This window comes from uncultured Desulfovibrio sp. (assembly GCF_902477725.1).
In the GTDB taxonomy this organism is placed as follows: Bacteria; Desulfobacterota; Desulfovibrionia; order Desulfovibrionales; family Desulfovibrionaceae; genus Desulfovibrio.
Genome location: NZ_CABSIF010000005.1, coordinates 175,603 through 195,888, shown reverse-complemented (window position 1 = coordinate 195,888; position 20,286 = coordinate 175,603). Strand labels below are relative to the sequence as shown.

The 20,286-nt window shown below is 57.1% G+C and carries 30 protein-coding genes; 25 read left to right on the top strand and 5 right to left on the bottom strand.

The window, feature by feature from the left end; all coding sequences use genetic code 11:
• Positions 1–102: 102 nt before the first annotated feature.
• From RDK48_RS06160 to RDK48_RS06150, 3 genes are read right to left on the bottom strand one after another with little or no spacing between them, the layout of a single operon-like run.
• On the bottom strand, positions 103–873 hold the full coding sequence (locus RDK48_RS06160; protein ID WP_298996484.1) for a Maf family nucleotide pyrophosphatase: 771 nt from the start codon (positions 871–873) through the stop codon (positions 103–105).
• 12 nt (positions 874–885) lie between these two features.
• On the bottom strand, positions 886–1,446 hold the full coding sequence (gene yfcE, locus RDK48_RS06155) for a phosphodiesterase (RefSeq protein ID WP_298996487.1): 561 nt from the start codon (positions 1,444–1,446) through the stop codon (positions 886–888).
• The gene (locus RDK48_RS06150) at positions 1,446–1,667 is read right to left on the bottom strand and encodes a Trm112 family protein (RefSeq protein ID WP_022658140.1); all 222 of its coding nucleotides are present in this window, start codon (positions 1,665–1,667) and stop codon (positions 1,446–1,448) included. Before RDK48_RS06150 ends, yfcE begins: the two co-directional genes overlap by 1 nt.
• 113 nt (positions 1,668–1,780) lie before the next feature.
• On the opposite strand from RDK48_RS06150, the gene RDK48_RS06145 reads away from it, so the two are divergent.
• From RDK48_RS06145 to RDK48_RS06135, 3 genes are all read left to right on the top strand, one after another.
• The gene (locus tag RDK48_RS06145) at positions 1,781–2,641 is read left to right on the top strand and encodes a PHP domain-containing protein (RefSeq protein WP_298996490.1); all 861 of its coding nucleotides are present in this window, start codon (positions 1,781–1,783) and stop codon (positions 2,639–2,641) included.
• A gap of 101 nt (positions 2,642–2,742) precedes the next feature.
• The gene (eis, locus tag RDK48_RS06140; protein ID WP_240824093.1) at positions 2,743–4,152 is read left to right on the top strand and encodes an enhanced intracellular survival protein Eis; all 1,410 of its coding nucleotides are present in this window, start codon (positions 2,743–2,745) and stop codon (positions 4,150–4,152) included.
• A 142-nt stretch (positions 4,153–4,294) separates the two neighbouring features.
• On the top strand, positions 4,295–4,618 hold the full coding sequence (locus tag RDK48_RS06135; protein WP_298996494.1) for a multidrug efflux SMR transporter: 324 nt from the start codon (positions 4,295–4,297) through the stop codon (positions 4,616–4,618).
• A 138-nt stretch (positions 4,619–4,756) separates the two neighbouring features.
• Here RDK48_RS06135 and secA read toward each other — a convergent pair whose 3' ends face one another.
• Both secA and RDK48_RS06125 read right to left on the bottom strand, forming a co-directional pair.
• Positions 4,757–7,336, bottom strand: coding sequence for a preprotein translocase subunit SecA (gene secA, locus RDK48_RS06130; protein WP_298996496.1), 2,580 nt, complete (start codon positions 7,334–7,336; stop codon positions 4,757–4,759).
• 376 nt (positions 7,337–7,712) lie between these two features.
• Entirely contained in the window at positions 7,713–9,077 is a 1,365-nt protein-coding gene (locus RDK48_RS06125) for a tetratricopeptide repeat protein (protein WP_298996498.1), read from the bottom strand.
• A 767-nt stretch (positions 9,078–9,844) separates the two neighbouring features.
• On the opposite strand from RDK48_RS06125, the gene rpsJ reads away from it, so the two are divergent.
• The 22 genes from rpsJ to secY all read left to right on the top strand — a co-directional run bounded on the left by rpsJ (position 9,845) and on the right by secY (position 20,267).
• Complete coding sequence (gene rpsJ / locus RDK48_RS06120) at positions 9,845–10,162, top strand: 30S ribosomal protein S10 (protein ID WP_022658146.1); 318 nt, start codon at positions 9,845–9,847, stop codon at positions 10,160–10,162.
• Positions 10,163–10,174: 12 nt separating this feature from the next.
• On the top strand, positions 10,175–10,804 hold the full coding sequence (gene rplC, locus RDK48_RS06115; RefSeq protein WP_022658147.1) for a 50S ribosomal protein L3: 630 nt from the start codon (positions 10,175–10,177) through the stop codon (positions 10,802–10,804).
• Positions 10,805–10,815: 11 nt separating this feature from the next.
• Positions 10,816–11,448 (top strand): 50S ribosomal protein L4, encoded by a 633-nt coding sequence (gene rplD, locus RDK48_RS06110; RefSeq protein ID WP_298996501.1) that lies wholly within the window; start codon positions 10,816–10,818, stop codon positions 11,446–11,448.
• Position 11,449: 1 nt separating this feature from the next.
• Positions 11,450–11,740 (top strand): 50S ribosomal protein L23, encoded by a 291-nt coding sequence (gene rplW, locus RDK48_RS06105; RefSeq protein ID WP_022658149.1) that lies wholly within the window; start codon positions 11,450–11,452, stop codon positions 11,738–11,740.
• Positions 11,741–11,742: 2 nt separating this feature from the next.
• Positions 11,743–12,591 (top strand): 50S ribosomal protein L2, encoded by an 849-nt coding sequence (rplB, locus tag RDK48_RS06100; protein WP_298996503.1) that lies wholly within the window; start codon positions 11,743–11,745, stop codon positions 12,589–12,591.
• A 9-nt stretch (positions 12,592–12,600) separates the two neighbouring features.
• Positions 12,601–12,885 carry a 30S ribosomal protein S19 gene (gene rpsS / locus RDK48_RS06095; protein ID WP_298996505.1) on the top strand — a complete coding sequence of 95 codons (285 nt, stop codon included), beginning with the start codon at positions 12,601–12,603 and terminating at the stop codon, positions 12,883–12,885.
• A gap of 9 nt (positions 12,886–12,894) precedes the next feature.
• Positions 12,895–13,233 carry a 50S ribosomal protein L22 gene (gene rplV / locus RDK48_RS06090; RefSeq protein WP_022658152.1) on the top strand — a complete coding sequence of 113 codons (339 nt, stop codon included), beginning with the start codon at positions 12,895–12,897 and terminating at the stop codon, positions 13,231–13,233.
• A 3-nt stretch (positions 13,234–13,236) separates the two neighbouring features.
• On the top strand, positions 13,237–13,878 hold the full coding sequence (rpsC, locus tag RDK48_RS06085) for a 30S ribosomal protein S3 (protein WP_022658153.1): 642 nt from the start codon (positions 13,237–13,239) through the stop codon (positions 13,876–13,878).
• Complete coding sequence (rplP, locus tag RDK48_RS06080; RefSeq protein WP_022658154.1) at positions 13,878–14,291, top strand: 50S ribosomal protein L16; 414 nt, start codon at positions 13,878–13,880, stop codon at positions 14,289–14,291. The genes rpsC and rplP overlap by 1 nt, the downstream gene beginning before the upstream one ends.
• On the top strand, positions 14,292–14,522 hold the full coding sequence (gene rpmC / locus RDK48_RS06075) for a 50S ribosomal protein L29 (protein ID WP_298996508.1): 231 nt from the start codon (positions 14,292–14,294) through the stop codon (positions 14,520–14,522).
• 2 nt (positions 14,523–14,524) lie between these two features.
• The gene (gene rpsQ, locus RDK48_RS06070) at positions 14,525–14,788 is read left to right on the top strand and encodes a 30S ribosomal protein S17 (protein ID WP_022658156.1); all 264 of its coding nucleotides are present in this window, start codon (positions 14,525–14,527) and stop codon (positions 14,786–14,788) included.
• 9 nt (positions 14,789–14,797) lie between these two features.
• Positions 14,798–15,166: a 50S ribosomal protein L14 gene (gene rplN, locus RDK48_RS06065; RefSeq protein ID WP_022658157.1), complete on the top strand. Its 369-nt coding sequence runs from the start codon at positions 14,798–14,800 to the stop codon at positions 15,164–15,166.
• A 9-nt stretch (positions 15,167–15,175) separates the two neighbouring features.
• Positions 15,176–15,508 (top strand): 50S ribosomal protein L24, encoded by a 333-nt coding sequence (rplX, locus tag RDK48_RS06060; protein WP_022658158.1) that lies wholly within the window; start codon positions 15,176–15,178, stop codon positions 15,506–15,508.
• A 9-nt stretch (positions 15,509–15,517) separates the two neighbouring features.
• Positions 15,518–16,057 carry a 50S ribosomal protein L5 gene (gene rplE / locus RDK48_RS06055; protein WP_022658159.1) on the top strand — a complete coding sequence of 180 codons (540 nt, stop codon included), beginning with the start codon at positions 15,518–15,520 and terminating at the stop codon, positions 16,055–16,057.
• A gap of 10 nt (positions 16,058–16,067) precedes the next feature.
• Positions 16,068–16,253 (top strand): type Z 30S ribosomal protein S14, encoded by a 186-nt coding sequence (locus tag RDK48_RS06050; protein ID WP_012624307.1) that lies wholly within the window; start codon positions 16,068–16,070, stop codon positions 16,251–16,253.
• A gap of 102 nt (positions 16,254–16,355) precedes the next feature.
• Positions 16,356–16,736 (top strand): 30S ribosomal protein S8, encoded by a 381-nt coding sequence (gene rpsH, locus RDK48_RS06045; RefSeq protein WP_022658160.1) that lies wholly within the window; start codon positions 16,356–16,358, stop codon positions 16,734–16,736.
• Positions 16,737–16,746: 10 nt separating this feature from the next.
• Positions 16,747–17,286 carry a 50S ribosomal protein L6 gene (gene rplF / locus RDK48_RS06040; protein WP_298996513.1) on the top strand — a complete coding sequence of 180 codons (540 nt, stop codon included), beginning with the start codon at positions 16,747–16,749 and terminating at the stop codon, positions 17,284–17,286.
• A gap of 11 nt (positions 17,287–17,297) precedes the next feature.
• Positions 17,298–17,657: a 50S ribosomal protein L18 gene (rplR, locus tag RDK48_RS06035; RefSeq protein ID WP_298996516.1), complete on the top strand. Its 360-nt coding sequence runs from the start codon at positions 17,298–17,300 to the stop codon at positions 17,655–17,657.
• Position 17,658: 1 nt separating this feature from the next.
• Positions 17,659–18,171: a 30S ribosomal protein S5 gene (rpsE, locus tag RDK48_RS06030; RefSeq protein ID WP_022658163.1), complete on the top strand. Its 513-nt coding sequence runs from the start codon at positions 17,659–17,661 to the stop codon at positions 18,169–18,171.
• A 2-nt stretch (positions 18,172–18,173) separates the two neighbouring features.
• A complete protein-coding gene (rpmD, locus tag RDK48_RS06025; RefSeq protein ID WP_022658164.1) occupies positions 18,174–18,350 on the top strand; it encodes a 50S ribosomal protein L30 in 177 nt (58 codons plus the stop codon).
• 17 nt (positions 18,351–18,367) lie between these two features.
• A complete protein-coding gene (gene rplO / locus RDK48_RS06020) occupies positions 18,368–18,832 on the top strand; it encodes a 50S ribosomal protein L15 (RefSeq protein ID WP_298996519.1) in 465 nt (154 codons plus the stop codon).
• A gap of 121 nt (positions 18,833–18,953) precedes the next feature.
• A complete protein-coding gene (gene secY / locus RDK48_RS06015; protein ID WP_298996522.1) occupies positions 18,954–20,267 on the top strand; it encodes a preprotein translocase subunit SecY in 1,314 nt (437 codons plus the stop codon).
• Positions 20,268–20,286 lie beyond the last annotated feature (19 nt).

The window sequence follows — 20,286 nt, the reverse complement described above, 5'->3', positions numbered from 1 at the left end:
TCGTTTGGGGCAAGGGGGCTGGTTGTGAGGCAGTTCTGGTAGGGAAGACAGCCATGACACAGCCAATGGGGCAGCTGTGTCATGGTGGAAAGGGTGTATCTATCAGGCGCAGGGCAGCATGAGGCCCCTGTCCAGCATGACCTGGGCAAGCTGGGTGACAGGCAGGCCCACTACCGTGCTCCAGGAGCCGTCAACGCGCTCAACCAGTACCGCTCCTTGCCCCTGAATGGCATATGCGCCCGCTTTGTCGTGCGGCTCTCCGGTATCCAGATAGGCTTGCAGCAAAGGCTGCGGCCAGTAGTGGAAGAAAACACGGCTGGTGTCGCTGAATGACAGCATGCGAAACGAATCGACACAGCATTCGTCCACATTGGGGCAAGTATTGGTGCTGGCAGACCCTGAGGCTTGTGCAGGGCTAAAGGCTGCATCGGCAGGCAGCAGCAGGCACACTGCGCTGATAACTTCATGCCCGCGACCGTTGAGGCGCTCCAGCATGCGCAATGCATGAGCCGGGTTTTCCGGCTTGCCAAGAATATCGCCGTCCACAGCCACTACGGTATCTGCGGCCAGAATCACCGGCCGCAAGTCCTGACAGGCGATACCTTGCTGGCGAACGGCATGCCCTGATGCCAAGGCCTTGGCAGTAGCAGCGCGCCGGGTATACGCCTCCGGGGATTCACCCAGTTCCGGGCGAGGTTCATCAGCACTGGTGAGGGCCAGACGGAAGGGGATTCCCCATTCGTTTAAAAACTGCCGCCTGCGGGGCGAGGCCGAAGCCAGCAGCAGTTCAAGGCCTGAGGCCATGCGGAACAGCGGGCGCAAAAATGAGGACGAATCGGCGGCAGCCGGGCACGGGGCAATATTGTAGGACATGGTAAAGCCTGATTAGCGCGGTGCGGGAGCGTGACGCAATATTTCGCCGCCCTGCATGTCCAGCACGCAAAAGACGCCGTTTTCTATAAGGCCGTAGGTGCGGGGCGAGCCGCTCTTGGGCAGGGAAAGGGAACCGGGGTTCCAGAAGTGCAGGCCATCAATGGTTTCGCCGCGCGGCACATGGGTATGCCCGCGCAAGAGAACCGTTCCGGGCTTGATGCCGGGGCAGGGAGGGCGCTCGGGCAGGTGGTGCCCGTGGCTGGCAAAAATACTCAGGCCGTCTGCTTCAATCCAGGTGGACTCTGCGACTGCAAAGGGCAAAAGGCACAGATCAACCTCTGCATCGCAGTTGCCGCGCACTGCCATCACCGGGCAGGGCAAGGCCGAAAGATCGGGCATGGTTTGCAGCACGGAGCGGGTGTCATAGCCCTGCGGCAGGGGATTGCGCGGGCCGTGGTAAACCAGATCGCCCAGCAGCACCAGTGCGTCAGGGGTAAGCTCTCTCGCTTTTTCCAGCAAAAAAAGCAGACTTTCAACAGACCCGTGCAGGTCGGAGGCAACAAGCAGGCGCATCAGGCGCATTCCTTGGCAGCAGGGTGTTCCCTGTTCCAGTCTTCAAGAGGAATAGCTTCTTCCACAAGCATGATGGGAATATTGTCGCGCACCGGATAGACCACGCCGCAGGCCTTGCAGGCAAAGGCGGCGACTGAACCGTTGTCTTCCAGCGCCACAAGGTTGCCCAGACATTTGGGGCAAGCCAGAATTTGCAGTAACTCGCGGGTTTCCATAGGCATAAAGAATCCTTCTGTTAATCGTGAGGGGGTATTCTATCTCCAAGCGTCTTCCAGTTCAAGGCTTGCCCCATATTGTCATTTTGCGGTATAATAATTATCCCATGAAAGATAGTATGAAATTCATTGATCTGCACACGCATTCCTCCGCTTCTGACGGTACGGATACACCTGCCCAGCTTGTGGGCAAGGCACATGCCGCAGGCCTTGCCGCAGTGGCAATCACTGACCACGACACTCTGTCTGGCCTTGATGAGGGGCAGCAGACCGGGCGCGAGCTCGGTATTGAGGTTGTGCGCGGTTGCGAAATTTCGACAGGCACGGAACTGGGCGAACTGCACATTCTTGGCCTGTGGCTACCGGAAAATCCCCAGCCTTTGCTGGAAAAACTACGCTGGCTGCGCGAAATGCGCGCAGAGCGCAATGTGGGCATAGTAAAAAAGTTGCAGGATCTCGGCTACGACATCAGCATGGAAGAAGTGCTGGCGGCGGCCAAGGGCGAGAGCGTGGGGCGACCACACATCGCTGCTGTGATGCTGCACAAGGGCTTTGCCAAGGATCCCCGGCAGGTTTTCAAAGAATTTTTGGGCAGCCGGGGCAAGGCGTATCTGCCCAAAACCGTGCTGGAACCTGATGAAAGCGTTCGGTTGCTGGCCTCCATGGGGGCAACGGTATGCCTGGCGCATCCGCTGCTCTGGAAGGCCCCCGCAGGATGGCTGGACTCCATGGTGGCCCGCCTCAAGGAATACGGGCTCAGCGCCATTGAGGCCTATCACAGCGAACACTCCGAAGCCGATGTGCGCACCTGCCTGGCCCTGGCCAAGCGTTTTGACCTTGGCGTTTCCGGCGGATCGGACTATCACGGATCAAACAAGCCCACTATCCGTCTGGGCCAGGGCTACGGGGGCTTGCGCGTCAGCTCGGCTGTACTTGAAGGCTTGAAAGAACGCCGGGACGCTGCCGGCCTCCATATCTGACCGTCCCCCCATCGCCCGCTTGCGGCGGCCAAGTCAAACCGCTTGCGCAATCGGGTCACCCGATGTACAGCGGTTTTCCACACTTATCTGGAAGGCATTGCATGCGTATTCTTCATAAACAGCAACATCTTCCCCCTCTTGAGGGGCCACGGCTTGAGCCGCATCCTTTTCGTGGCGCAGGGGTGCCCCCTGACGAACACGATGGTGCACCGCTTGTTCCTGTTGCCCGACCCGAGCGCGGGTCAGCCGCGCAGGGCACTGCCGCCCCCCACAGAGAAGCCCCTTCGGGCAAGGACGTAGGCACAGAAGCCTTTGAACTGCGCCAGCTTGGCGAAGAGGATTTTGAAGAATTTGAGGCCCTGCTGCGCTACGCCTTTCAGGTCAGCACATCCGAAATGGCCCGTATCGGCTGGTCCGACATGGAGATGAAGCAGTCCAAGATGCCCATATTTGAGGCATCCCACGTCATGGGCTGGTTCTACAAGGGGCATCTTGCCTCGCAGATCGTCATCTACCCGATGGAAGTGAACATCCAGGGCGAAATCTGCAAAATGGGCGGCATCACCGGCGTCGCTACCTATCCCGAATATACGGGGCGCGGGCTGATCCATTCGCTCATTGGCAAAAGCCTTGAATACATGCGCTCACAGCAGCAGATTGTTTCCTACCTCTGCCCCTATTCCATCCCCCTGTACCGCAAGCACGGCTGGGAAATTGTTTCGGACAAGATGACCTTTGCCATCAAGGACACCCAGTTGCCCAAGCGCCACCCCGTGGACGGGCAGATCGAGCGCGTGGACATCGAGTGCGAAGACCTGCACCGCGTTTACAAGTATTTTGCGCTTCAGGAACACGGCGCGCTCATTCGCGGCAAGCTGGAGTGGGAGGAGTACTGGCGCTGGGATTCGGACGACGTCATGGCGGCAGTGTACTACAGCGCCGACGGCAAGCCCCTGGGCTATGTTATCTACTACATTGAGAACGAAGTTTTCAGTATCAAGGAAATGGTCTATCTGAACCAGGAGGCCAAGTACGGCATCTGGAACTACATCAGCGCCCATTTTTCCATGATAACCAAGGTGGAAGGCGCCAATTACACTGGCGAGCCCATTGCCTTTCAGTTTGAAGACAGTGAAATTGACGAGAGCATTCAGCCCTACGCCATGGCGCGCATTGTGGATGTGCAGCGCTTTATCGAACTGTACTCCTTCCAGTTTGAAGACCCCAAGCTGACTCTTGAACTGGAAGTGAGCGATGTCATGGCCCCGTGGAACAACGGCATCTTCCATGTGAGCTGGCGTGACGGGCGTACTTTTTGCGAAAAGGTAAACACCTGGAGCACAGGGCATCGCCTCTCGCTGGATATCAAAACGCTCACAACGATGCTGATGGGATACAAGCGCCCCACCTATCTGTACAACAATGACCGCATTGACATGGACTATCATCTGCTGAAAACGCTGGAGACACTGATCCCGCCGGACAAGCCGTATTTTTCGGATTATTTCTGATTTTCGGGAGTAGGGGCTCGCAGGTTGACACATCTATGGACAGATGGCAGTTGTACGCCGTTCCGTGGATGCATTGTTCTGTTCTTTTGGGTTTCCGCAGGCCGTGCCTTTTTATCCGAGCCCACGCAAAGGAGTATTGGATATGGCATGGTTTGCATTGAGTTTGGCCGTGGTGACCGAGATTTTGTGGGCGCTCAGCCTCAAGTGGGCTTCTACGCTGGGCAACTGGCAGGCCGCGGCAGTGCCCATTGTGCTGAGCTTCGTGAATATGGGCCTGCTGGCACTGGCCATGCGCGGGCTCCCGGCGGGGATGACCTATGCCCTCTGGACAGGCGCAGGCACTGTGGGCGTGGTTCTGGGCGGGGCGCTTTTTTTCGGCGACAAGGTTTCGCTGCCCCAGCTGTTTTTCATCGCCCTTATCATCATCGGCAGCGTAGGGACAAAGTTTTTTTCATCCCAGGCATAGGACTTTTTGCCTGTCGCGCCGCATGATCGGCGCGCTGAAGCATTGTTGCTGCGTACGCACAGAGCATGGAACATAAAAAGGCGGGGTTGTCCCCGCCTTTTGTGTCTCTTGGTATAGCGATCTAATGCAATTACTTGGCTATTTATCCTGCCCGCAGCACTTTTTGTACTTTTTGCCGCTGCCGCAGGGGCAAAGGTCATTGCGGCCAATACGCGGCGCGGCCTTGGCGGGCTTCTTGGGGTCTTCCGAAATGCTGCCGCCGCTGGAGTAAGAAAGCTGCGAATTGCTTTCCTTATGGCGGTATTCCCGCGACACAGGGGAAAGCTGCGGCTCTTCGACCGGCACTTCCACTTCCTGCTGTTCGGGTTCGGCGGCGATAGGCTCAATCTGTACACGAATGCGCGTAAGGGCGCGGAACACGCTTTCGCGAATCTGGAACAGCATGGCCTGGAACATTTCAAAGCCTTCGCGTTTGTATTCCAGCTTGGGATCGCGCTGGCCGTAGCCGCGCAGACCTATGCCGTCGCGCAGGGCGTCCATGTTGCGCAAATGTTCTTTCCAGCAGCGGTCAAGCTCTTCCAGCAGAAAGTAACGCAGAATATCGGCATAGGTGGGGCCGGTTTCCGCCTTGAGCTTGTCAAGAATACCCTGGGCCATAACTTCGGTTTCTTCGCGTTCGGGCAGGCGTGCGCCTTCATCAAGCACTCTGTCGAGGTTGAAGACATCGCGCAGCCGCGCCAGAGCTGCGGCGCGGGCATCGTCCTGACCGTCCACAGGCAGGGATGCCAGCGGGCTGTACACGTCATCCAGCACATCGCTCATGAATTCCTGCAAAACGGGCTCAAGGTCTTCCTCAACCATGAGCTCGCGGCGCAGGGTGTAGATAACTTCGCGCTGCTGGTTCATGACGTTGTCATAATCAAGCAGTGTTTTGCGTATTTCAAAGTGGTGGGCTTCCACACGCTTTTGAGCGCCTTCCACCGCGCGGGTAACCATGGCATTCTCAATGGCTTCGCCATCGCGCAGGCCAAGTTTTTCCATGAGGCCCTTGATACGGTCAGAGCCAAAGAGGCGCATGAGGTCGTCTTCCAGCGAAAGGTAGAAGCGCGAAGAGCCAGGATCGCCCTGACGGCCCGAGCGGCCACGCAGCTGGTTGTCGATGCGGCGGCTTTCGTGCCGTTCTGTGCCAAGAATGTGCAGGCCGCCCAGATCCACAACGCCTTCGCCCAGCATGATGTCCGTACCACGGCCAGCCATGTTGGTGGCAATGGTGACGCGGCCTCTCTGGCCTGCCAGCGCCACAATCTCGGCTTCTTTCTCGTGCTGCTTGGCATTGAGCACGCTGTGCGGAATGCCGAGTTTGCTCAGCCGGTGCGAAAGCATTTCGGACGTTTCAATGGAAATTGTGCCCACAAGCACGGGCTGCTCTTTTTTGTGCAGTTCGGCAATGGCTTCAACAATGGCGTCAAACTTTTCCTGCCGCGAACGGTAGATGAGGTCAGGATAATCCTTGCGAACCATGGGCCTGTTGGGGGGAATGGAGATGACCTCAAGGCTGTAGATCTGATGGAATTCCACAGCTTCGGTATCCGCAGTACCGGTCATGCCCGAAAGCTTGTCGTACAGGCGGAAGTAGTTCTGGAAGGTGATGGAGGCCAGCGTCTGGTTTTCAGCCGCGATGGTGACGTGTTCCTTGGCTTCCAGCGCCTGATGCAGGCCATCTGAATAGCGGCGGCCAGCCATAAGGCGGCCAGTGAATTCGTCAACAATAATTACCTGGTCTTCCTGAACAATATAATCCACATCGCGCTTGAAAATCTGATGCGCCTTGAGCGACTGCATCACATGGTGTTGGGCCGTGATGTTGGCGGGGTCAAAAAGGTTGTCCAGCTTGAGCAGTTCCTCGCACCGGGCCACGCCATCATCGGTGAGCATGGCGGTGCGGGCTTTTTCGTCCACCGTGTAGTGTTCGGCGGTGAGCTGACGGACAATGTCGTCCACCGTGCGGTACATGCCCACCGACTCATCGGAAGCGCCGGAAATGATGAGCGGCGTTCTGGCTTCATCGATGAGGATGGAGTCCACTTCGTCCACAATGGCAAAATTGTGCCCGCGCTGCACCAGCTGGTTGGCGTAGAATTTCATGTTGTCGCGCAGGTAGTCGAAGCCGAATTCATTGTTGGTGCCGTAGGTGATATCCTTGGCGTATTCGGCCTTGCGTTCTTCGTCATCAAGGCCATGCACGATGACGCCCGTAGTCAGGCCCAGAAATTCGTATAGCTGGCCCATCCAGGCCGAGTCGCGTTTGGCAAGGTAATCGTTGACCGTGACCACGTGCACGCCCTTGCCAGACAGGGCGTTGAGCACCACGGGCAGGGTGGCCACCAAGGTTTTGCCTTCGCCGGTTTTCATTTCGGCAATTTTGCCCTTGTGCAGAACCATGCCGCCGACGAGCTGCACGTCATAGTGGCGCATGCCCAGTATGCGGCTTGAGGCCTCGCGCACCAGAGCAAAAACTTCGGGCAGCAGAGCGTCGAGAGTCCTTGTGCCGTCCTGCACTTCCTGACGGTATTGCGCAATGCGTACAGGAAAGTCGGCATCGGCCAGCTGCTGCATTTCAGGCTCGAACGCGTTTATGCGCTGTACCATGGGGTGGAGCTTGCGCAAGTAGCGGTCGTTGGTGCTGCCGAAGATTTTTTTGAAAAGAAAACCAAACATGAAGTCTCCTTACTAGAGCATTTTCACTTTGAAATGCTCGCTTACCGCCTAAGCATCTCTGCTGTCTTCGTTCGTAACGGGAAAAGCAATTCGCGGTGCGGATTTTTCAATATCCACGTGGTGCAAACAAATATTTTCGATCTGATCTGTCTGGCACCATGTCCGGTCGCTTATGCTGCGCAAACACCTGTTTCGGGTGCGCTGCGGAACGTACTGAATGCGCGGTGCCTGGTCCCAAATGGACAATGCACGGCATCCCTTAAAAATAAGACATAACATTGAGGTTGGCAATGCAACGCGGCAAAAATATTATCGGGCAGGAGGCTGCAGAGCGGTGTCAGTGCGCCCATGAGAGCACAGCAGCCACCTTGTTGAATCATTTTTTTGCGCGCTCCAACCCTTGCAGCGCAAGTTTCATATCGGGCTTGAGGGTAAGCGCCGTCTGAAAAAACTGCACAGCCCGGACACGGTCGCCCGACTGTAGAAAAACAGCACCAAAGTTGCAGGCAATGGAGGCGTTGCTCTTGACCATTTCCGGCTCCAGATCCAGAGCCTTCACGAGGTTTGCCTTGGCCTGGATAAAATCCGCGCCTTCGGCAAAGGCCATGCCTACATTATAATAGAGCGTGGAGTCGTCAGGGGCGACCTTGATGGCGCGCTTGTACTCACTGATGGCGTCCTGCCAGCGGCCCTGCCTGCGCAGGCTGATGCCAAGCTGGTTGAACAGGGCCAGATCTTCCCGCCCAAGGCGTTTGCCCTTGGCCTCAAGGCTGCTGCGCAGAAATTTTTCTGCCTTTTCGGGATCACGTTCGCCATAAATACTGGCAATCCGACTTGAGAGGGCGCTGAGGCCGTCGGCAGCTTCTCGGTTCATCTGCACCACTGCTTTTTCAAAAAAGGCCTCGGCCTTTTCCACATCGCCGTTGGCCAGATGGGCCTCACCCAAGCTGACCTTGCGGTTCACGTTAAGAGGCGAGATCGAATCCAGCTTTTCGAGATAGCGCACCTGCTGTGTCACATCGCCAATTTCCGCGTACATTTCAGCAAGGCGCTGAAGCGGGGCGAGGTAGAGATCGGCAGATTTTGCGGCTGATTCATAAGAGATACGTGCTTTGTCGTATTGCTGGGTGGCGCGGAAGATATCGCCCATAACCAGAAATGCCGCGGCGCTGCCAGGCTTGAGCTGCAAAACCTTCTGGCAGGCGGTCAGTGCCAGGTCGTATTTTTTTTGCGCCAACAGCTTTTTTGCCACGTCAATGACCTGCCCTAGCTTGCTTTGCGGCCTGAGGGTAAAAGCCATTTTTTCAATGAGAGTATTGGCAGAAACAGGCTTGGCGATAAAGTTGTCTGCCCCAACTTCGTGGAGCAGCATGAGGCGGTCGCGCTGCACATCGCTTGTGAGCACAATAATTTTAAGCGCTGTGAAGGCCTGCTTGATCTGGCTCACAAGAAAGCTCAGATCCTGCCCTCCGATACTGCGCTCCATAAAGATAAGAGGGGCAGGGTGCCGGGCCAGAATGTCGCGCAGCTCACGCAGCATCATGCGGGGATCTGCAATGGCAGTAAAAATGCTCTGCGCCGTAAGCCCCATCTCTTTGGCCAGGGTTAGGCGCAACTGTGTGCAAAAAGCCTGGTCATCGCTCACAGCCAGGATATGTCCATTCTCATTTGTGATGTAATTTATGACAGTATCTTGGTATGAATTGAGTTTTGCCCTGTTAGCGGCATCAATCATGGACATGGGATCTCCTGAAAATATCGGAACCTAAGATGGCAATTTACTGCACAATAATGGAGGGTGTGCGACAAAAGAGCGTCATCTTGGCAAATTGCCGGAGGGGTGCGGCTCTTGTAGTTTTTGCGAGGCCAGGCGTCAAGAAGTAAGATTGGCGCGGCAAATAACCTGGATGACGTGATAAAAATATTGCAAAAATGGCTTGACGTTCAAGGGGAACTTGGATAGAAAAAATCTCCACGCGATAAGAAGTAATTTTTATCGGCGTTCCCTGGACGGCAGGGAAGGATGGGTTGAGTCCATCCTGATGCACCCAACGTGACCGCAATATTGTGGTTGTAGAGGGTTTTGACATGTGCAGGCGTTACCGAATGCCGGACAATGTCGAGCCGTTCCAGCCCAAAGACGGATCCCACCGCAGCCCCCAGGCCGCGCGTGACCCGGGGCTGTAAGGTAGGGGGATAGCCCCCATTTGGTGACCCTGCGGGACCGCTTGGCCGCTCTTTCTATGGAGTGGCTTAGCCTGGGCGACGCTGGGGAGCATCACGCGGATGATGCAGGCGCGTTCAGGCGTCCAATCTTCCGAATTCTTCCTGAAATTTCAGGCGTGATGCGCGCATTAGCGCAACCCCTTACGTTGCTCCGTTTTCCGTTCCTTGCCAGGGTGAGGTCGGCCCTTCGGGCCATGCTTCATGGCCCGCGTATGCTGTGAAGGAGCCCGCGCTCGTAGCCCAAAGGCCGCGCGGGATGTTTTTGCAAACGGAGTAGGCACAATGACGACAGTTAGCAGCGATCGCATTCGGATCAAGCTCAAAGCCTACGATTACCGCATTCTGGATAAAGCCGTTGCGGAAATCGTGGATACGGCGCGCAATACCGGTGCCGGTGTGGCGGGACCAATTCCCCTGCCCACCAACATTCACAAGTACACCGTGCAGCGTTCCGTGCATGTGGACAAAAAGTCCCGTGAGCAGTTTGAAATGCGCATTCACAAGCGGCTCATGGATATCCTGGAACCCACGCAGCAGACCGTCGACGCGCTGGGCAAGCTTTCGTTGCCCGCCGGTGTGGACGTGGAAATCAAGCTCTAGCGAGAGGCAGTCATGGCTGAGAAAATGGGAATTTTGGGTCGCAAACTTGGTATGACCCGCATATTTGACGGCGCTGGCGCTGCCGTGCCTGTCACGGTGATTGAGGCCGGTCCGTGCCCCGTCACCCAGGTCAAAACTGCGGAGACGGACGGCTACAACGCCGTTCAGATCGCGCTGACCCCCGCTAAGGAAAAGCACAGCACCAAGGCTTTGCAGGGACACTTCGCCAAGGCTGGCAAGGGTCTTTTCCGCCATCTGCGCGAAATCCGCCTTGCGGGTGCGCCGGAGCAGGAGCTGGGTCAGGAACTGACCGTTGAAATTTTCGCCGCAGGCGATACGGTCAAGGTGACCGGCACAAGCATGGGTAAAGGCTACCAGGGGCGCATGCGCCGCTGGAATTTCGCCGGCTCCAAAGATACCCACGGCTGCGAAAAGGTGCACCGCAACAATGGTTCCATTGGTAACAACACCTTTCCTGGCCACGTTTTTAAGGGTCGGAAAATGGCGGGCCATTGGGGCAATGAAACCGTTACGGAAATGGGCCTGACCATCGTTGATGTGCGTCCTGAGGACAACGTCATTCTGGTCAAAGGTTCCGTGCCCGGCCCCAAGAACGGGCTGGTGCTGATCCGCAAGCAGTAGAGGAAGCAGCAATGGCTACCGTGAAAGTATATGACCAGAACAAGCAGGAAAGCGGCGAAATCACGCTGGCTTCCGACGTGTTCGAAATCGAGGTGAGGCCCGAAATCCTCAACCTCGTGGCGCGCGCCCAAATGGCGGCTAAACGTGCCGGCACGCATATGGTAAAGACCCGTGCGCTGGTTTCCGGCGGCGGCGCTAAGCCCTGGAAACAGAAGGGTACGGGCCGTGCACGTTCCGGCTCCAACCGTTCGCCCATTTGGCGCGGTGGTGCCGTTATCTTCGGACCCAGCCCCCGCGATTACAGCTTCAAGGTTAACAGCAAGGTGCGCGCCCTGGCCATGAAGATGGCCCTGTCGAGCCGCCTGGCTGCTGCAACCCTGATGGTGGTCAAGGGTATTGAACTGCCCGAAGCCAAAACCAAGCATTTCGCCAAGGTTGCCGACACGCTGGGCCTTTCCAAGGCTCTCATCGTGGCGCCCGTAGAAGACAGCGCGCTGGTTCGTTCCGCTCGCAATATTCCGGGCCTCACCCTGACCACTGTCGATCGCCTTAGCGTGCTTGAAATCCTCAAGCACAAGCAGCTCGTTCTGCTTGAAGGCGCTATCGAACCTGTTCAGGCGCGTTTCGCAAAGAAGGGGGCGTAAGATGGAAACTACTTCTGTTCTGCTCAAGCCCCTGCTGACCGAAAAGACGACCTTGATCAAGGACGAAGCCCAGCAGGTGGCCTTTATGGTTCACACCCTGGCCAACAAGCTTGAAATCAAGCTGGCCGTGGAAAAGGCTTTTGATGTTAAAGTGGAAGCCGTCAACGTTGTGCGCCGCGCCCCCATGAACAGGGAGCGTCAGGGTCGCGTTGTAGGCCGTAAGCCCGGCTGGAAGAAAGCGTATGTTACGCTGCGCCAGGGCGATAAAATTGAGTTCTTCGAGGGAGTGTAATCATGGCTGTCCGCAAGCTGAAACCGACCTCCGCGGGGCGTCGCTTCCAGACGGTTTCCGACTTTGAGGAAATCACCCGGACGCGCCCTGAGAAGTCGCTCACTGAAGGCCTCACCAAGAAGGCCGGTCGCAACAATCTGGGTCGAGTCACCAGCCGCCGTCGCGGTGGTGGTGTCAAGCGTCTGTACCGTATCATCGATTTCAAGCGCGACAAGGCTGGCGTTGAAGCCACTGTTGCGCACATTGAATACGATCCCAACCGTACCGCCCGTATCGCGCTGCTCCATTATTCGGACGGCGAAAAGCGCTACATCCTCGCTCCGGTTGGCTTGAAACAGGGTGACAAGATCATGTCCGGCATCAACGAGCGCAATGGCGTCGTGGCCGACATCAAGCCCGGCAATGCTTTGCAGATGGCCCGCATCCCTGTGGGTACCATTGTGCACAACATTGAGCTTTACCCCGGCAAGGGCGGCCAGATGTGCCGCGCCGCCGGTACCTATGCCCAGCTGGTCGCCAAGGAAAGCAACTATGCCCTGCTGCGTCTGCCCTCGGGCGAAGTGCGCAAGGTGCTTGCTACCTGCGTGGCTACTGTGGGTCAGGTGGGCAACGTGCATCACGAAACCATCTCTCTGGGCAAAGCTGGCCGCAACCGCTGGCTGGGTCGTCGTCCCAAGGTTCGCGGCGTTGCCATGAACCCGATCGACCACCCCCTGGGCGGTGGCGAAGGCAGAAGCTCTGGTGGCCGTCATCCTGTGTCGCCTTGGGGTATGCCTGCCAAGGGTTACAAGACCCGCGACAAGAAGAAGGCCTCTTCCCGGCTGATCATCAAACGCCGCGGCCAGAAGTAGGAGTAGCTCATGCCGAGATCGTTGAAAAAAGGGCCGTTTGTTGACGGCCATCTGATGAGAAAGGTCGACAGCACCGTGGCCAACAGCGACCGCCGTGTAGTCAAGACCTGGTCGCGCCGCTCGACCATCCTGCCCGAAATGGTGGGACTGACCTTTGCGGTGCACAATGGCAAGAAGTTCGTGCCGGTGTTCGTTACCGAAAACATGGTTGGCCACAAGCTGGGTGAATTCTCGCCCACTCGTACCTTCCATGGGCATGCCGCCGACAAAAAGGCCAAGGCCGGCAAGAAGTAGGGTAGGCATATGGAATCTAAAGCTATTGCAAAATTCCAGCGCGTTTCGCCGCGCAAGACCCGTCTTGTGGCCAAGAACGTGCAGGGTCTTGGAGTGGAGGAGGCTATGAACCTTCTGCGCTTCACGCCCAACAAGCCCGCTGGCGTGCTTTTCGGCGTGCTCAAGAGCGCGTTGGCCAATGCCTCGCAGCTGGGCGGCGTTGATGTGGATGCCATGGTGGTGAAGGAAATCGTGGTGAACGAAGGCCCCACCTGGAAGCGCTTTATGCCCCGGGCTCAGGGCCGGGCGACCAAGATTCACAAGCGCACCAGCCACATCACCGTTATACTCGCAGAAGGGCAGGAATAGGCTATGGGTCAGAAAGTACATCCGTTCGGGTTCCGGCTTGGGTATAACAAGAATTGGCAGTCCCGCTGGTTCAGCAAGAAGGACTACCCTGCCTTTGTCTATGAAGACAGCAAAATCCGCGCGTTCGTGAAGAAGCTCCTGTTTCATGCCGGGGTTTCCAAGATCGAGATCGAACGTGCCGGCGGCAAGGTACGGCTTATCCTTTCCACCGCTCGCCCCGGTATTGTTATCGGCCGCAAGGGTGTGGAAATCGAAAAGCTTCGCAACGATCTTCGTCAGAAGTTCGGCCGCGAGTTCTCTCTTGAAGTGAACGAAATTCGTCGCCCCGAAGTGGACGCCCAGCTGGTGGCCGAGAACATCGCCCAGCAGCTCGAGCGCCGCGTGGCCTTCCGGCGCGCCATGAAGCGTACCGTGTCCATGGCCCGCAAGTTTGGCGGCGAAGGCATCAAGGTAACCTGCGCCGGACGTCTGGCCGGTGCAGAAATCGCCCGTACCGAATGGTACCGCGATGGCCGAGTGCCCTTGCAGACCCTGCGTGCCGACATTGACTACGGTTTTGCCGAAGCGCACACCACCTACGGCATCATTGGTGTCAAGGTGTGGATCTATAAGGGTGAAATCCTTGACAAAGAGGTTGATCAGTAATGCTTGCGCCCAAAAGAGTTAAATTCCGCAAGTGGCAGAAAGGCCGCCTGCGTGGCCTGGCCACCCGCGGCGCCACCATTGCGTTTGGTGATATCGGCCTTAAAACCGTGCAGCATGGCCAGCTTTCCAGCCAGCAGATTGAAGCTGCTCGTATCGCCATGATGCGTCACATCAAGCGTGGCGGCAAAGTGTGGATCCGTGTGTTCCCCGACCGCCCCGTCACGGCCAAGCCTCTGGAAACCCGTCAGGGTTCCGGTAAGGGCGCGCCCGTGGGTTGGTGCGCTCCAGTCAAGCCCGGTCGCGTGCTGTATGAAATCAAGGGCGTGAGCCTTGACCTCGCGCGTGAGGCGCTGACCCGCGCCGCTCACAAGCTGCCCGTTAAGACCATCATTGTGGTGAGGGAGGGCATCTAAATGGCTGCCAAGAAAAAGACCGAAACCGCCGCCCGGCCCGCCGCACAGGATTTGCGCTCCATGAGCGTGGAAGAACTGCGCACGGCTCTTACCGAGCAGCGCCAGGAACTGATGAACGCCCGCTTCAAGCATGCCGCTGCGCAGCTTGAAAAGACTTCCGAACTGAAAGTCATGCGTAAGCAGGTGGCGCGCATCGAGACCGTATTGAACGAAAAGGAACAGAGGGCCTGAACATGCAAGCTCTGGAAGATCGCAAGGGCAGAATGCTGACCGGCATTGTGGTGAGCGACAAGAACGACAAGACCATTGTCGTGCGCGTCGAGACCCTGGTCAAGCATCCTCTGCTTAAGAAGTATGTGAGGCGCCGCAAGAAGTTCACGGCTCATGATCCCATGAACGAATGCGGTATGGGCGACAAGGTTAAAATTGTGGAGTTCCGTCCGCTTTCGCGCAACAAGCGCTGGCATCTGGTCTCCATCATTGAAAAAGCCGTGTAGGGTAGTGCCATGATCCAGGTAGAATCGACGCTTCAGGTGGCCGATAATTCCGGCGCCAAAAAGGTTGCCTGCATCAAGGTGCTGGGCGGTTCACACCGCCGCTACGCCTCGGTGGGCGACATTATCGTGGTTTCCGTTAAGGAAGCAATGCCCCACAGCAAGGTTAAGAAGGGCGATGTTATGAAGGCTGTTATCGTGCGCACCGCTAAAGAAGTGCGTCGCATGGACGGCAGCTACATCAAGTTCGACGGCAACGCCGCTGTGTTGCTCTCCAACCAGGGTGAGCCGGTGGGTACGCGTATCTTTGGCCCCGTGGCCCGTGAGCTGCGCGCCCAGAACTTTATGAAAATTATTTCGCTGGCCCCGGAAGTGCTGTAGGAGACCGTCATGAAAATGTATCGCATCCGCAAGGACGACAAGGTGATGGTAATCGCCGGCAAGGACGCGGGCAAAATCGGCAAGGTGCTGAAGATCCTGCGCAAGAAGGATCGCGTGCTTGTGGAAAAGACCAACATGGTCAAGCGCCACATGCGCCCCAACCCCTATGCCCAGCAGCCTGGCGGTATCGTGGAAAAGGAAATGCCTATCCACGTGTCCAACCTTATGGTTGTCTGCTCTGCCTGCGGCAAGGCCACTCGAGTGGGTTACAAGACCATCGAGTCCGAGGGCAAGGAAAAGAAAGTGCGCTTCTGCAAAAAGTGCAACGAAGTAATGGAATAAGGTGATACGATGACACGCCTTGAAAAGATATATAGAGAGAAGGTGGTTCCGGTACTGCAGAAGGAGTTCAGTTACTCCTCTTCGATGCAACTGCCCGGTATCGAAAAGATCTCTCTGAACATCGGCCTTGGCGCCGCTAGCTCGAACAACAAGCTGATGGAAGAAGCCATGGCGGAACTTACCGCGATTGCTGGCCAGAAAGCTGTGGTTACCCGGGCTAAAAAGTCCATCGCCGCATTTAAGCTGCGCGAAGGCATGCCTATCGGTGTGCGCGTCACCCTGCGCAAGGAACGCATGTGGGACTTTCTGGACAAGCTTATGAACTTTGCCTTGCCCCGAGTGCGTGACTTCCGTGGTATTCCTGACCGCGGTTTCGATGGACGCGGCAATTTCACCCTGGGCATCAAAGAACACACCATCTTCCCCGAACTGGAAGCTGACCGTGTTGAAAACCCCAAGGGCATGAACATCACCATCGTCACCACGGCGGCCACGGACAAAGAAGGCAAGTTCCTTCTCGACCAGCTTGGCATGCCGTTCCGCAAGTAGGAGTTAAGCAATGTCCCGTACTTCTCTGGAAGTAAAGGCCAAGCGCAAGCCTAAGTTCAGCGCCCGCGCCTACAATCGCTGCCCGCTTTGCGGTCGCCCCAGGGCTTTCCTGCGCCAGTTCGGCATCTGCCGTATCTGCTTCCGCAACATGGCCCTTCGTGGTGAACTGCCCGGCGTGCGCAAGTCGAGCTGGTAAAATTTCCGGGTGTGCAAACACCCGGGAGGCGCGCCCTGCGCGCCAGCGGGAAGTGGCGGCATCGTGCCGTCAACCCCGCCCCCAAACTCTCAGGAGCATTCGATGTTGACAGATCCCATTGCGGATATGCTCACGCGCATCCGCAACGCGCATTTGGCCCTGCACAAGGAAGTAAATGTGCCGAGCTCGAAGATGAAGGAATCTTTAGCCGCCATCCTCAAGCAGGAAGGTTACGTCGAAGACGTGGCCGTGGCCGAAAAAAACATTGTTATTACCCTTAAGTACCAGAAGGGAAAGCCCGTCATCAGCGGGCTGAAGCGTGTGAGCACGCCCGGTCGCCGGGTTTATGTTGGCGCGCATAACATCCCCAGGGTGCAGAACGGCCTCGGCATCTGCATTTTGTCCACGTCCAGCGGCGTGCTGGACGGCATGACCGCCCATGAGAAGAAGGTGGGCGGCGAACTTCTGTGCGAAATCTGGTAGGCGGTGCACCATGTCGAGAATAGGTAGACTGCCCGTTGCCGTTCCCAATGGCGTTGAAGTCAAGATCGGAACGGATGTTGTGGAAGTTAAAGGGCCCAAGGGCTCGCTGAGCACCCCTGTCTGCTCTCTGCTCACTTACGAGCAGGCCGATGGTCACGTGACCCTTGGCCGTATAGAAGATACCCGCCAGAGCCGTTCGCAGCACGGCCTGCGCCGTACCCTTATTGCCAACTGCATTGAAGGCGTTACCAAGGGCTTCTCCAAGGGCCTGGAAGTTATCGGTGTCGGTTACCGCGTGGCGGTCAAGGGCAACATTATCGAGCTTTCAGTGGGCTATTCCCACCCTGTGCTCGTTGAACTGCCCGACGGCATCAAGGCCGTGGTTGAAGGTCAGGTTCTGACCCTCTCCGGCATCGACAAGGAACTTGTGGGCGAAATGGCCGCCAAGATTCGCCGCATTCGTAAGCCTGAACCCTACAAGGGCAAGGGCATCAAGTACGTTACCGAGACTATCCGCCGCAAGGTTGGTAAGTCCGGCGGCAAGAAGTAGGGGGGCGCGTCATGAAATACAGCAAGAACGAATCCCGGCAGCGCCGCAAGATCCGTATCCGCAAGAAAGTCAACGGCACCTTTGAGCGCCCGCGTCTGGTTGTGTTCAGGTCCAACCTGCACATCTACGCCCAGATCATCAACGATCTGGACGGCGTGACCCTGGCTGCCGCCTCTACCCTTATGCTTTCCAAGACCGAAGCCGGCATGCACTGCAACAAGAGCGGCGCCGAGATGGTGGGCAAGGAAATTGCCCGGATGGCCAAGGAGAAGAATATCAATCAGGTGGTATTCGATCGCAACGGGTACATTTATCACGGTCGCGTCAAGGCCGTAGCCGACGGCGCCCGCGAAGGCGGCTTGGAGTTCTAATATGCGTCAGGAAAATACTGAAACTCAGCAGAACGAGTTGGGCGAAATCGAAAAGATCGTTTCCCTCAACCGCGTGGCCAAGGTCGTCAAGGGCGGTCGCCGTTTCAGCTTCAGCGCCCTCGTTGTCGTGGGCGATGGCAAGGGCGGCGTGGGCTTCGGTCTGGGCAAGGCCCAGGAAGTGCCTGAAGCACTGCGCAAAGCCACCGAACGCGCTCGCAAGAACCGCGTTCAGGTTGCCCTGGTTGAAGGCACCCTTCCTTATGAAGTGCTCGGTCGTTTCGGCGCCGGTCGCGTCATGCTGAAGCCCGCCTCTGAAGGTACCGGCATCATTGCCGGCGGTGCCGTGCGCGCCGTCATGGAAGCCGTAGGCATCCGCGACGTCCTCGCTAAGGCCATTGGTACCAACAATCCGCACAACGTGCTTCGTGCCACCATGCAGGGCCTCGTTTCCCTGCGCAGCGCCGAAGATGTTTCGGCCCTGCGCGGTAAGAAGCTGGAAGCCCCGAGGAAGTAACCATGGCAGAAATCAAGGTAAAACTCGTGCGTTCGCGCATCGGCTCCACGCCTGCGCAGCGCAAGCTGCTGGACTCCCTTGGCCTCAAGCGCCGCGAGATGGTCAAGACGTTCAAGGATACCCCGGCTATCCGGGGCATTATCGCCAAAGTTCCGCATATGGTTGCCGTTGTTGAGTAACGGCCAAAGGATATACCATGCAACTGCACAATCTGTTTCCTTTTCCGGAAGAGCGTAAGACCCGCCGTCGCGTGGGCCGTGGCTCTGGTTCCGGTCTGGGCTGCACTGCGGGCAAGGGCCACAAAGGGCAGAACGCTCGCGCCGGTGGCGGTGTCCGCCCTGGTTTCGAAGGCGGCCAGATGCCCCTGCAACGCCGTTTGCCCAAGCACGGTTTTAAAAATGCTCCCTTCAAGGTCACCTACGACATCGTCAATCTTGACGCGCTCGTGTCGGCCTTCCCGGGCAAAACCACCATCACCCTTGACGACATGTACGCTCGCGGTATTGTCCGCATGGGCGCGCCCGTGAAAATTCTTTCGCGCGGCGAAGTCTCAGGTGCTCTGTCGGTGGAGGCTCACAAGTTCAGCCAGTCTGCTGCGGAAAAGATCCGTCAGGCCGGCGGTAACGTCACTGAGCTGGAAGCGGTTTCTGCCGCTGAATAATTCAGGTGGCCGCGCGCAAGCGCGGCCTCACGGCTTTCACTGGCGTCATTGCCCGCCGCGAGGCGGGCAATGACGTTGCGCACATACTGCGCCACAGGCGCACAAACGCAACGAGTGTTTCATGGCAGTAGGATCGGCAAACAATATGGCGGGCCAGGCTTCGCTGACCAAACGCATCGGCTGGACCTTCCTGATTTTGTGCTGCTACCGCATTGGCGTTCACGTACCCATTCCGGGCGTTGACGCTTCTGCGCTGGCGTCGTTTTTTCAAAGCATGTCCGGCACGCTTTTCAGCCTGTTCGACATGTTTTCTGGCGGCGGCCTGTCCAACGTCTCGGTGTTCGCTCTGGGCGTCATGCCTTACATTTCGGCAAGCATTATCATCCAGCTTTTGCAGGTGGTCAGCCCCGACGTCAAGCGCATGGCCAAGGAAGAAGGACAGGCGGGACGGCGTAAAATTACGCAGTACACCCGTTACCTCACAGTGCTTATCACCCTGGTGCAAGGCCTTGGCATTGCCGTTGGTCTGGAAAATATGACCAGCCCCGCTGGCGCGCCTGTGGTTCTGGCACCCGGCTGGCATTTCCGTCTTGTGACCATGGCGACCTTTACGGCTGGTTCCGTGCTGGTCATGTGGCTTGGCGAGCAGATCACGGAGCGCGGTATCGGCAACGGTATCTCGCTGATCATTTTCTGCGGTATTGTTGTGGGCATTCCCCGTGGCATCATCCAGTCTGTGGCTCTTATTCAGGCTGGCGACATGAGCATCTTCATGGCAATTGTTATCGTGGTCTTGATGGCTGCGGTTACTGTAGCCATCGTGTTCGTGGAGCGCTCACAGAGAAGAATCCCAATCAGTTACGCCAAGCGTCAGGTTGGGCGTAAAATGTACGGTGGTCAGAACTCGCACCTGCCTTTGCGTCTGAACACGGCGGGCGTTATTCCGCCTATTTTCGCATCTTCTTTGTTGCTGTTTCCTGCTACCATTGGTCAGTTTTCGACCAATCCTTATGTGAAGCAGGCAGCAGAATTCTTCTCGCCGCACGGCGTTGCTTACAACGTCCTGTATGTGGCCTTGATGTTCTTTTTCTGCTATTTCTATACGGCAATCATTTTTGATCCCAAGGATATGGCTGAAAATCTGAAGAAGAACGGCGGGTTCATCCCTGGGATTCGTCCTGGTGAAAAAACCCAGGAATACGTGGACACGGTGCTTTCGCGGCTGACCCTTTCGGGGGCCACCTATATTTCAATAGTCTGCCTGCTGCCCATGCTGCTCATCAGCAACTTCAACGTGCCCTTTTATTTTGGCGGCACGAGTTTGCTGATCCTTGTGGGTGTGGCCATGGACTTCATGAATCAGGTGGAATCACACATGATCTCCAGCCAGTATCAGGGCCTCATGGCCAAGGCGCGGAAGAGCGGCAGGCTTTAGAAAGTTGGGGCAGGCCTCT

Bases quoted from the DNA above. Each gene is read 5' to 3' on its own strand.
- rplV (WP_022658152.1), top strand. From the start codon at position 12,895: ATGGAATCTAAAGCTATTGCAAAATTCCAGCGCGTTTCGCCGCGCAAG.
- rplR (WP_298996516.1), top strand. From the start codon at position 17,298: ATGAAATACAGCAAGAACGAATCCCGGCAGCGCCGCAAGATCCGTATC.
- secA (WP_298996496.1), bottom strand. From the start codon at position 7,336: ATGTTTGGTTTTCTTTTCAAAAAAATCTTCGGCAGCACCAACGACCGC.
- RDK48_RS06125 (WP_298996498.1), bottom strand. From the start codon at position 9,077: ATGTCCATGATTGATGCCGCTAACAGGGCAAAACTCAATTCATACCAA.
- RDK48_RS06160 (WP_298996484.1), bottom strand. From the start codon at position 873: ATGTCCTACAATATTGCCCCGTGCCCGGCTGCCGCCGATTCGTCCTCA.
- secY (WP_298996522.1), top strand. From the start codon at position 18,954: ATGGCAGTAGGATCGGCAAACAATATGGCGGGCCAGGCTTCGCTGACC.
- rplW (WP_022658149.1), top strand. From the start codon at position 11,450: ATGGAAACTACTTCTGTTCTGCTCAAGCCCCTGCTGACCGAAAAGACG.
- rplN (WP_022658157.1), top strand. From the start codon at position 14,798: ATGATCCAGGTAGAATCGACGCTTCAGGTGGCCGATAATTCCGGCGCC.
- rpmD (WP_022658164.1), top strand. From the start codon at position 18,174: ATGGCAGAAATCAAGGTAAAACTCGTGCGTTCGCGCATCGGCTCCACG.
- rplB (WP_298996503.1), top strand. From the start codon at position 11,743: ATGGCTGTCCGCAAGCTGAAACCGACCTCCGCGGGGCGTCGCTTCCAG.
- eis (WP_240824093.1), top strand. From the start codon at position 2,743: ATGCGTATTCTTCATAAACAGCAACATCTTCCCCCTCTTGAGGGGCCA.
- RDK48_RS06135 (WP_298996494.1), top strand. From the start codon at position 4,295: ATGGCATGGTTTGCATTGAGTTTGGCCGTGGTGACCGAGATTTTGTGG.
- rplO (WP_298996519.1), top strand. From the start codon at position 18,368: ATGCAACTGCACAATCTGTTTCCTTTTCCGGAAGAGCGTAAGACCCGC.
- rpsC (WP_022658153.1), top strand. From the start codon at position 13,237: ATGGGTCAGAAAGTACATCCGTTCGGGTTCCGGCTTGGGTATAACAAG.
- rpsQ (WP_022658156.1), top strand. From the start codon at position 14,525: ATGCAAGCTCTGGAAGATCGCAAGGGCAGAATGCTGACCGGCATTGTG.
- rplD (WP_298996501.1), top strand. From the start codon at position 10,816: ATGGCTACCGTGAAAGTATATGACCAGAACAAGCAGGAAAGCGGCGAA.
- rpmC (WP_298996508.1), top strand. From the start codon at position 14,292: ATGGCTGCCAAGAAAAAGACCGAAACCGCCGCCCGGCCCGCCGCACAG.
- rplE (WP_022658159.1), top strand. From the start codon at position 15,518: ATGACACGCCTTGAAAAGATATATAGAGAGAAGGTGGTTCCGGTACTG.
- rplC (WP_022658147.1), top strand. From the start codon at position 10,175: ATGGCTGAGAAAATGGGAATTTTGGGTCGCAAACTTGGTATGACCCGC.
- rpsH (WP_022658160.1), top strand. From the start codon at position 16,356: ATGTTGACAGATCCCATTGCGGATATGCTCACGCGCATCCGCAACGCG.
- rpsS (WP_298996505.1), top strand. From the start codon at position 12,601: ATGCCGAGATCGTTGAAAAAAGGGCCGTTTGTTGACGGCCATCTGATG.
- rplP (WP_022658154.1), top strand. From the start codon at position 13,878: ATGCTTGCGCCCAAAAGAGTTAAATTCCGCAAGTGGCAGAAAGGCCGC.
- RDK48_RS06145 (WP_298996490.1), top strand. From the start codon at position 1,781: ATGAAATTCATTGATCTGCACACGCATTCCTCCGCTTCTGACGGTACG.
- RDK48_RS06150 (WP_022658140.1), bottom strand. From the start codon at position 1,667: ATGCCTATGGAAACCCGCGAGTTACTGCAAATTCTGGCTTGCCCCAAA.
- rpsJ (WP_022658146.1), top strand. From the start codon at position 9,845: ATGACGACAGTTAGCAGCGATCGCATTCGGATCAAGCTCAAAGCCTAC.
- RDK48_RS06050 (WP_012624307.1), top strand. From the start codon at position 16,068: ATGTCCCGTACTTCTCTGGAAGTAAAGGCCAAGCGCAAGCCTAAGTTC.
- rplX (WP_022658158.1), top strand. From the start codon at position 15,176: ATGAAAATGTATCGCATCCGCAAGGACGACAAGGTGATGGTAATCGCC.
- rplF (WP_298996513.1), top strand. From the start codon at position 16,747: ATGTCGAGAATAGGTAGACTGCCCGTTGCCGTTCCCAATGGCGTTGAA.
- yfcE (WP_298996487.1), bottom strand. From the start codon at position 1,446: ATGCGCCTGCTTGTTGCCTCCGACCTGCACGGGTCTGTTGAAAGTCTG.
- rpsE (WP_022658163.1), top strand. From the start codon at position 17,659: ATGCGTCAGGAAAATACTGAAACTCAGCAGAACGAGTTGGGCGAAATC.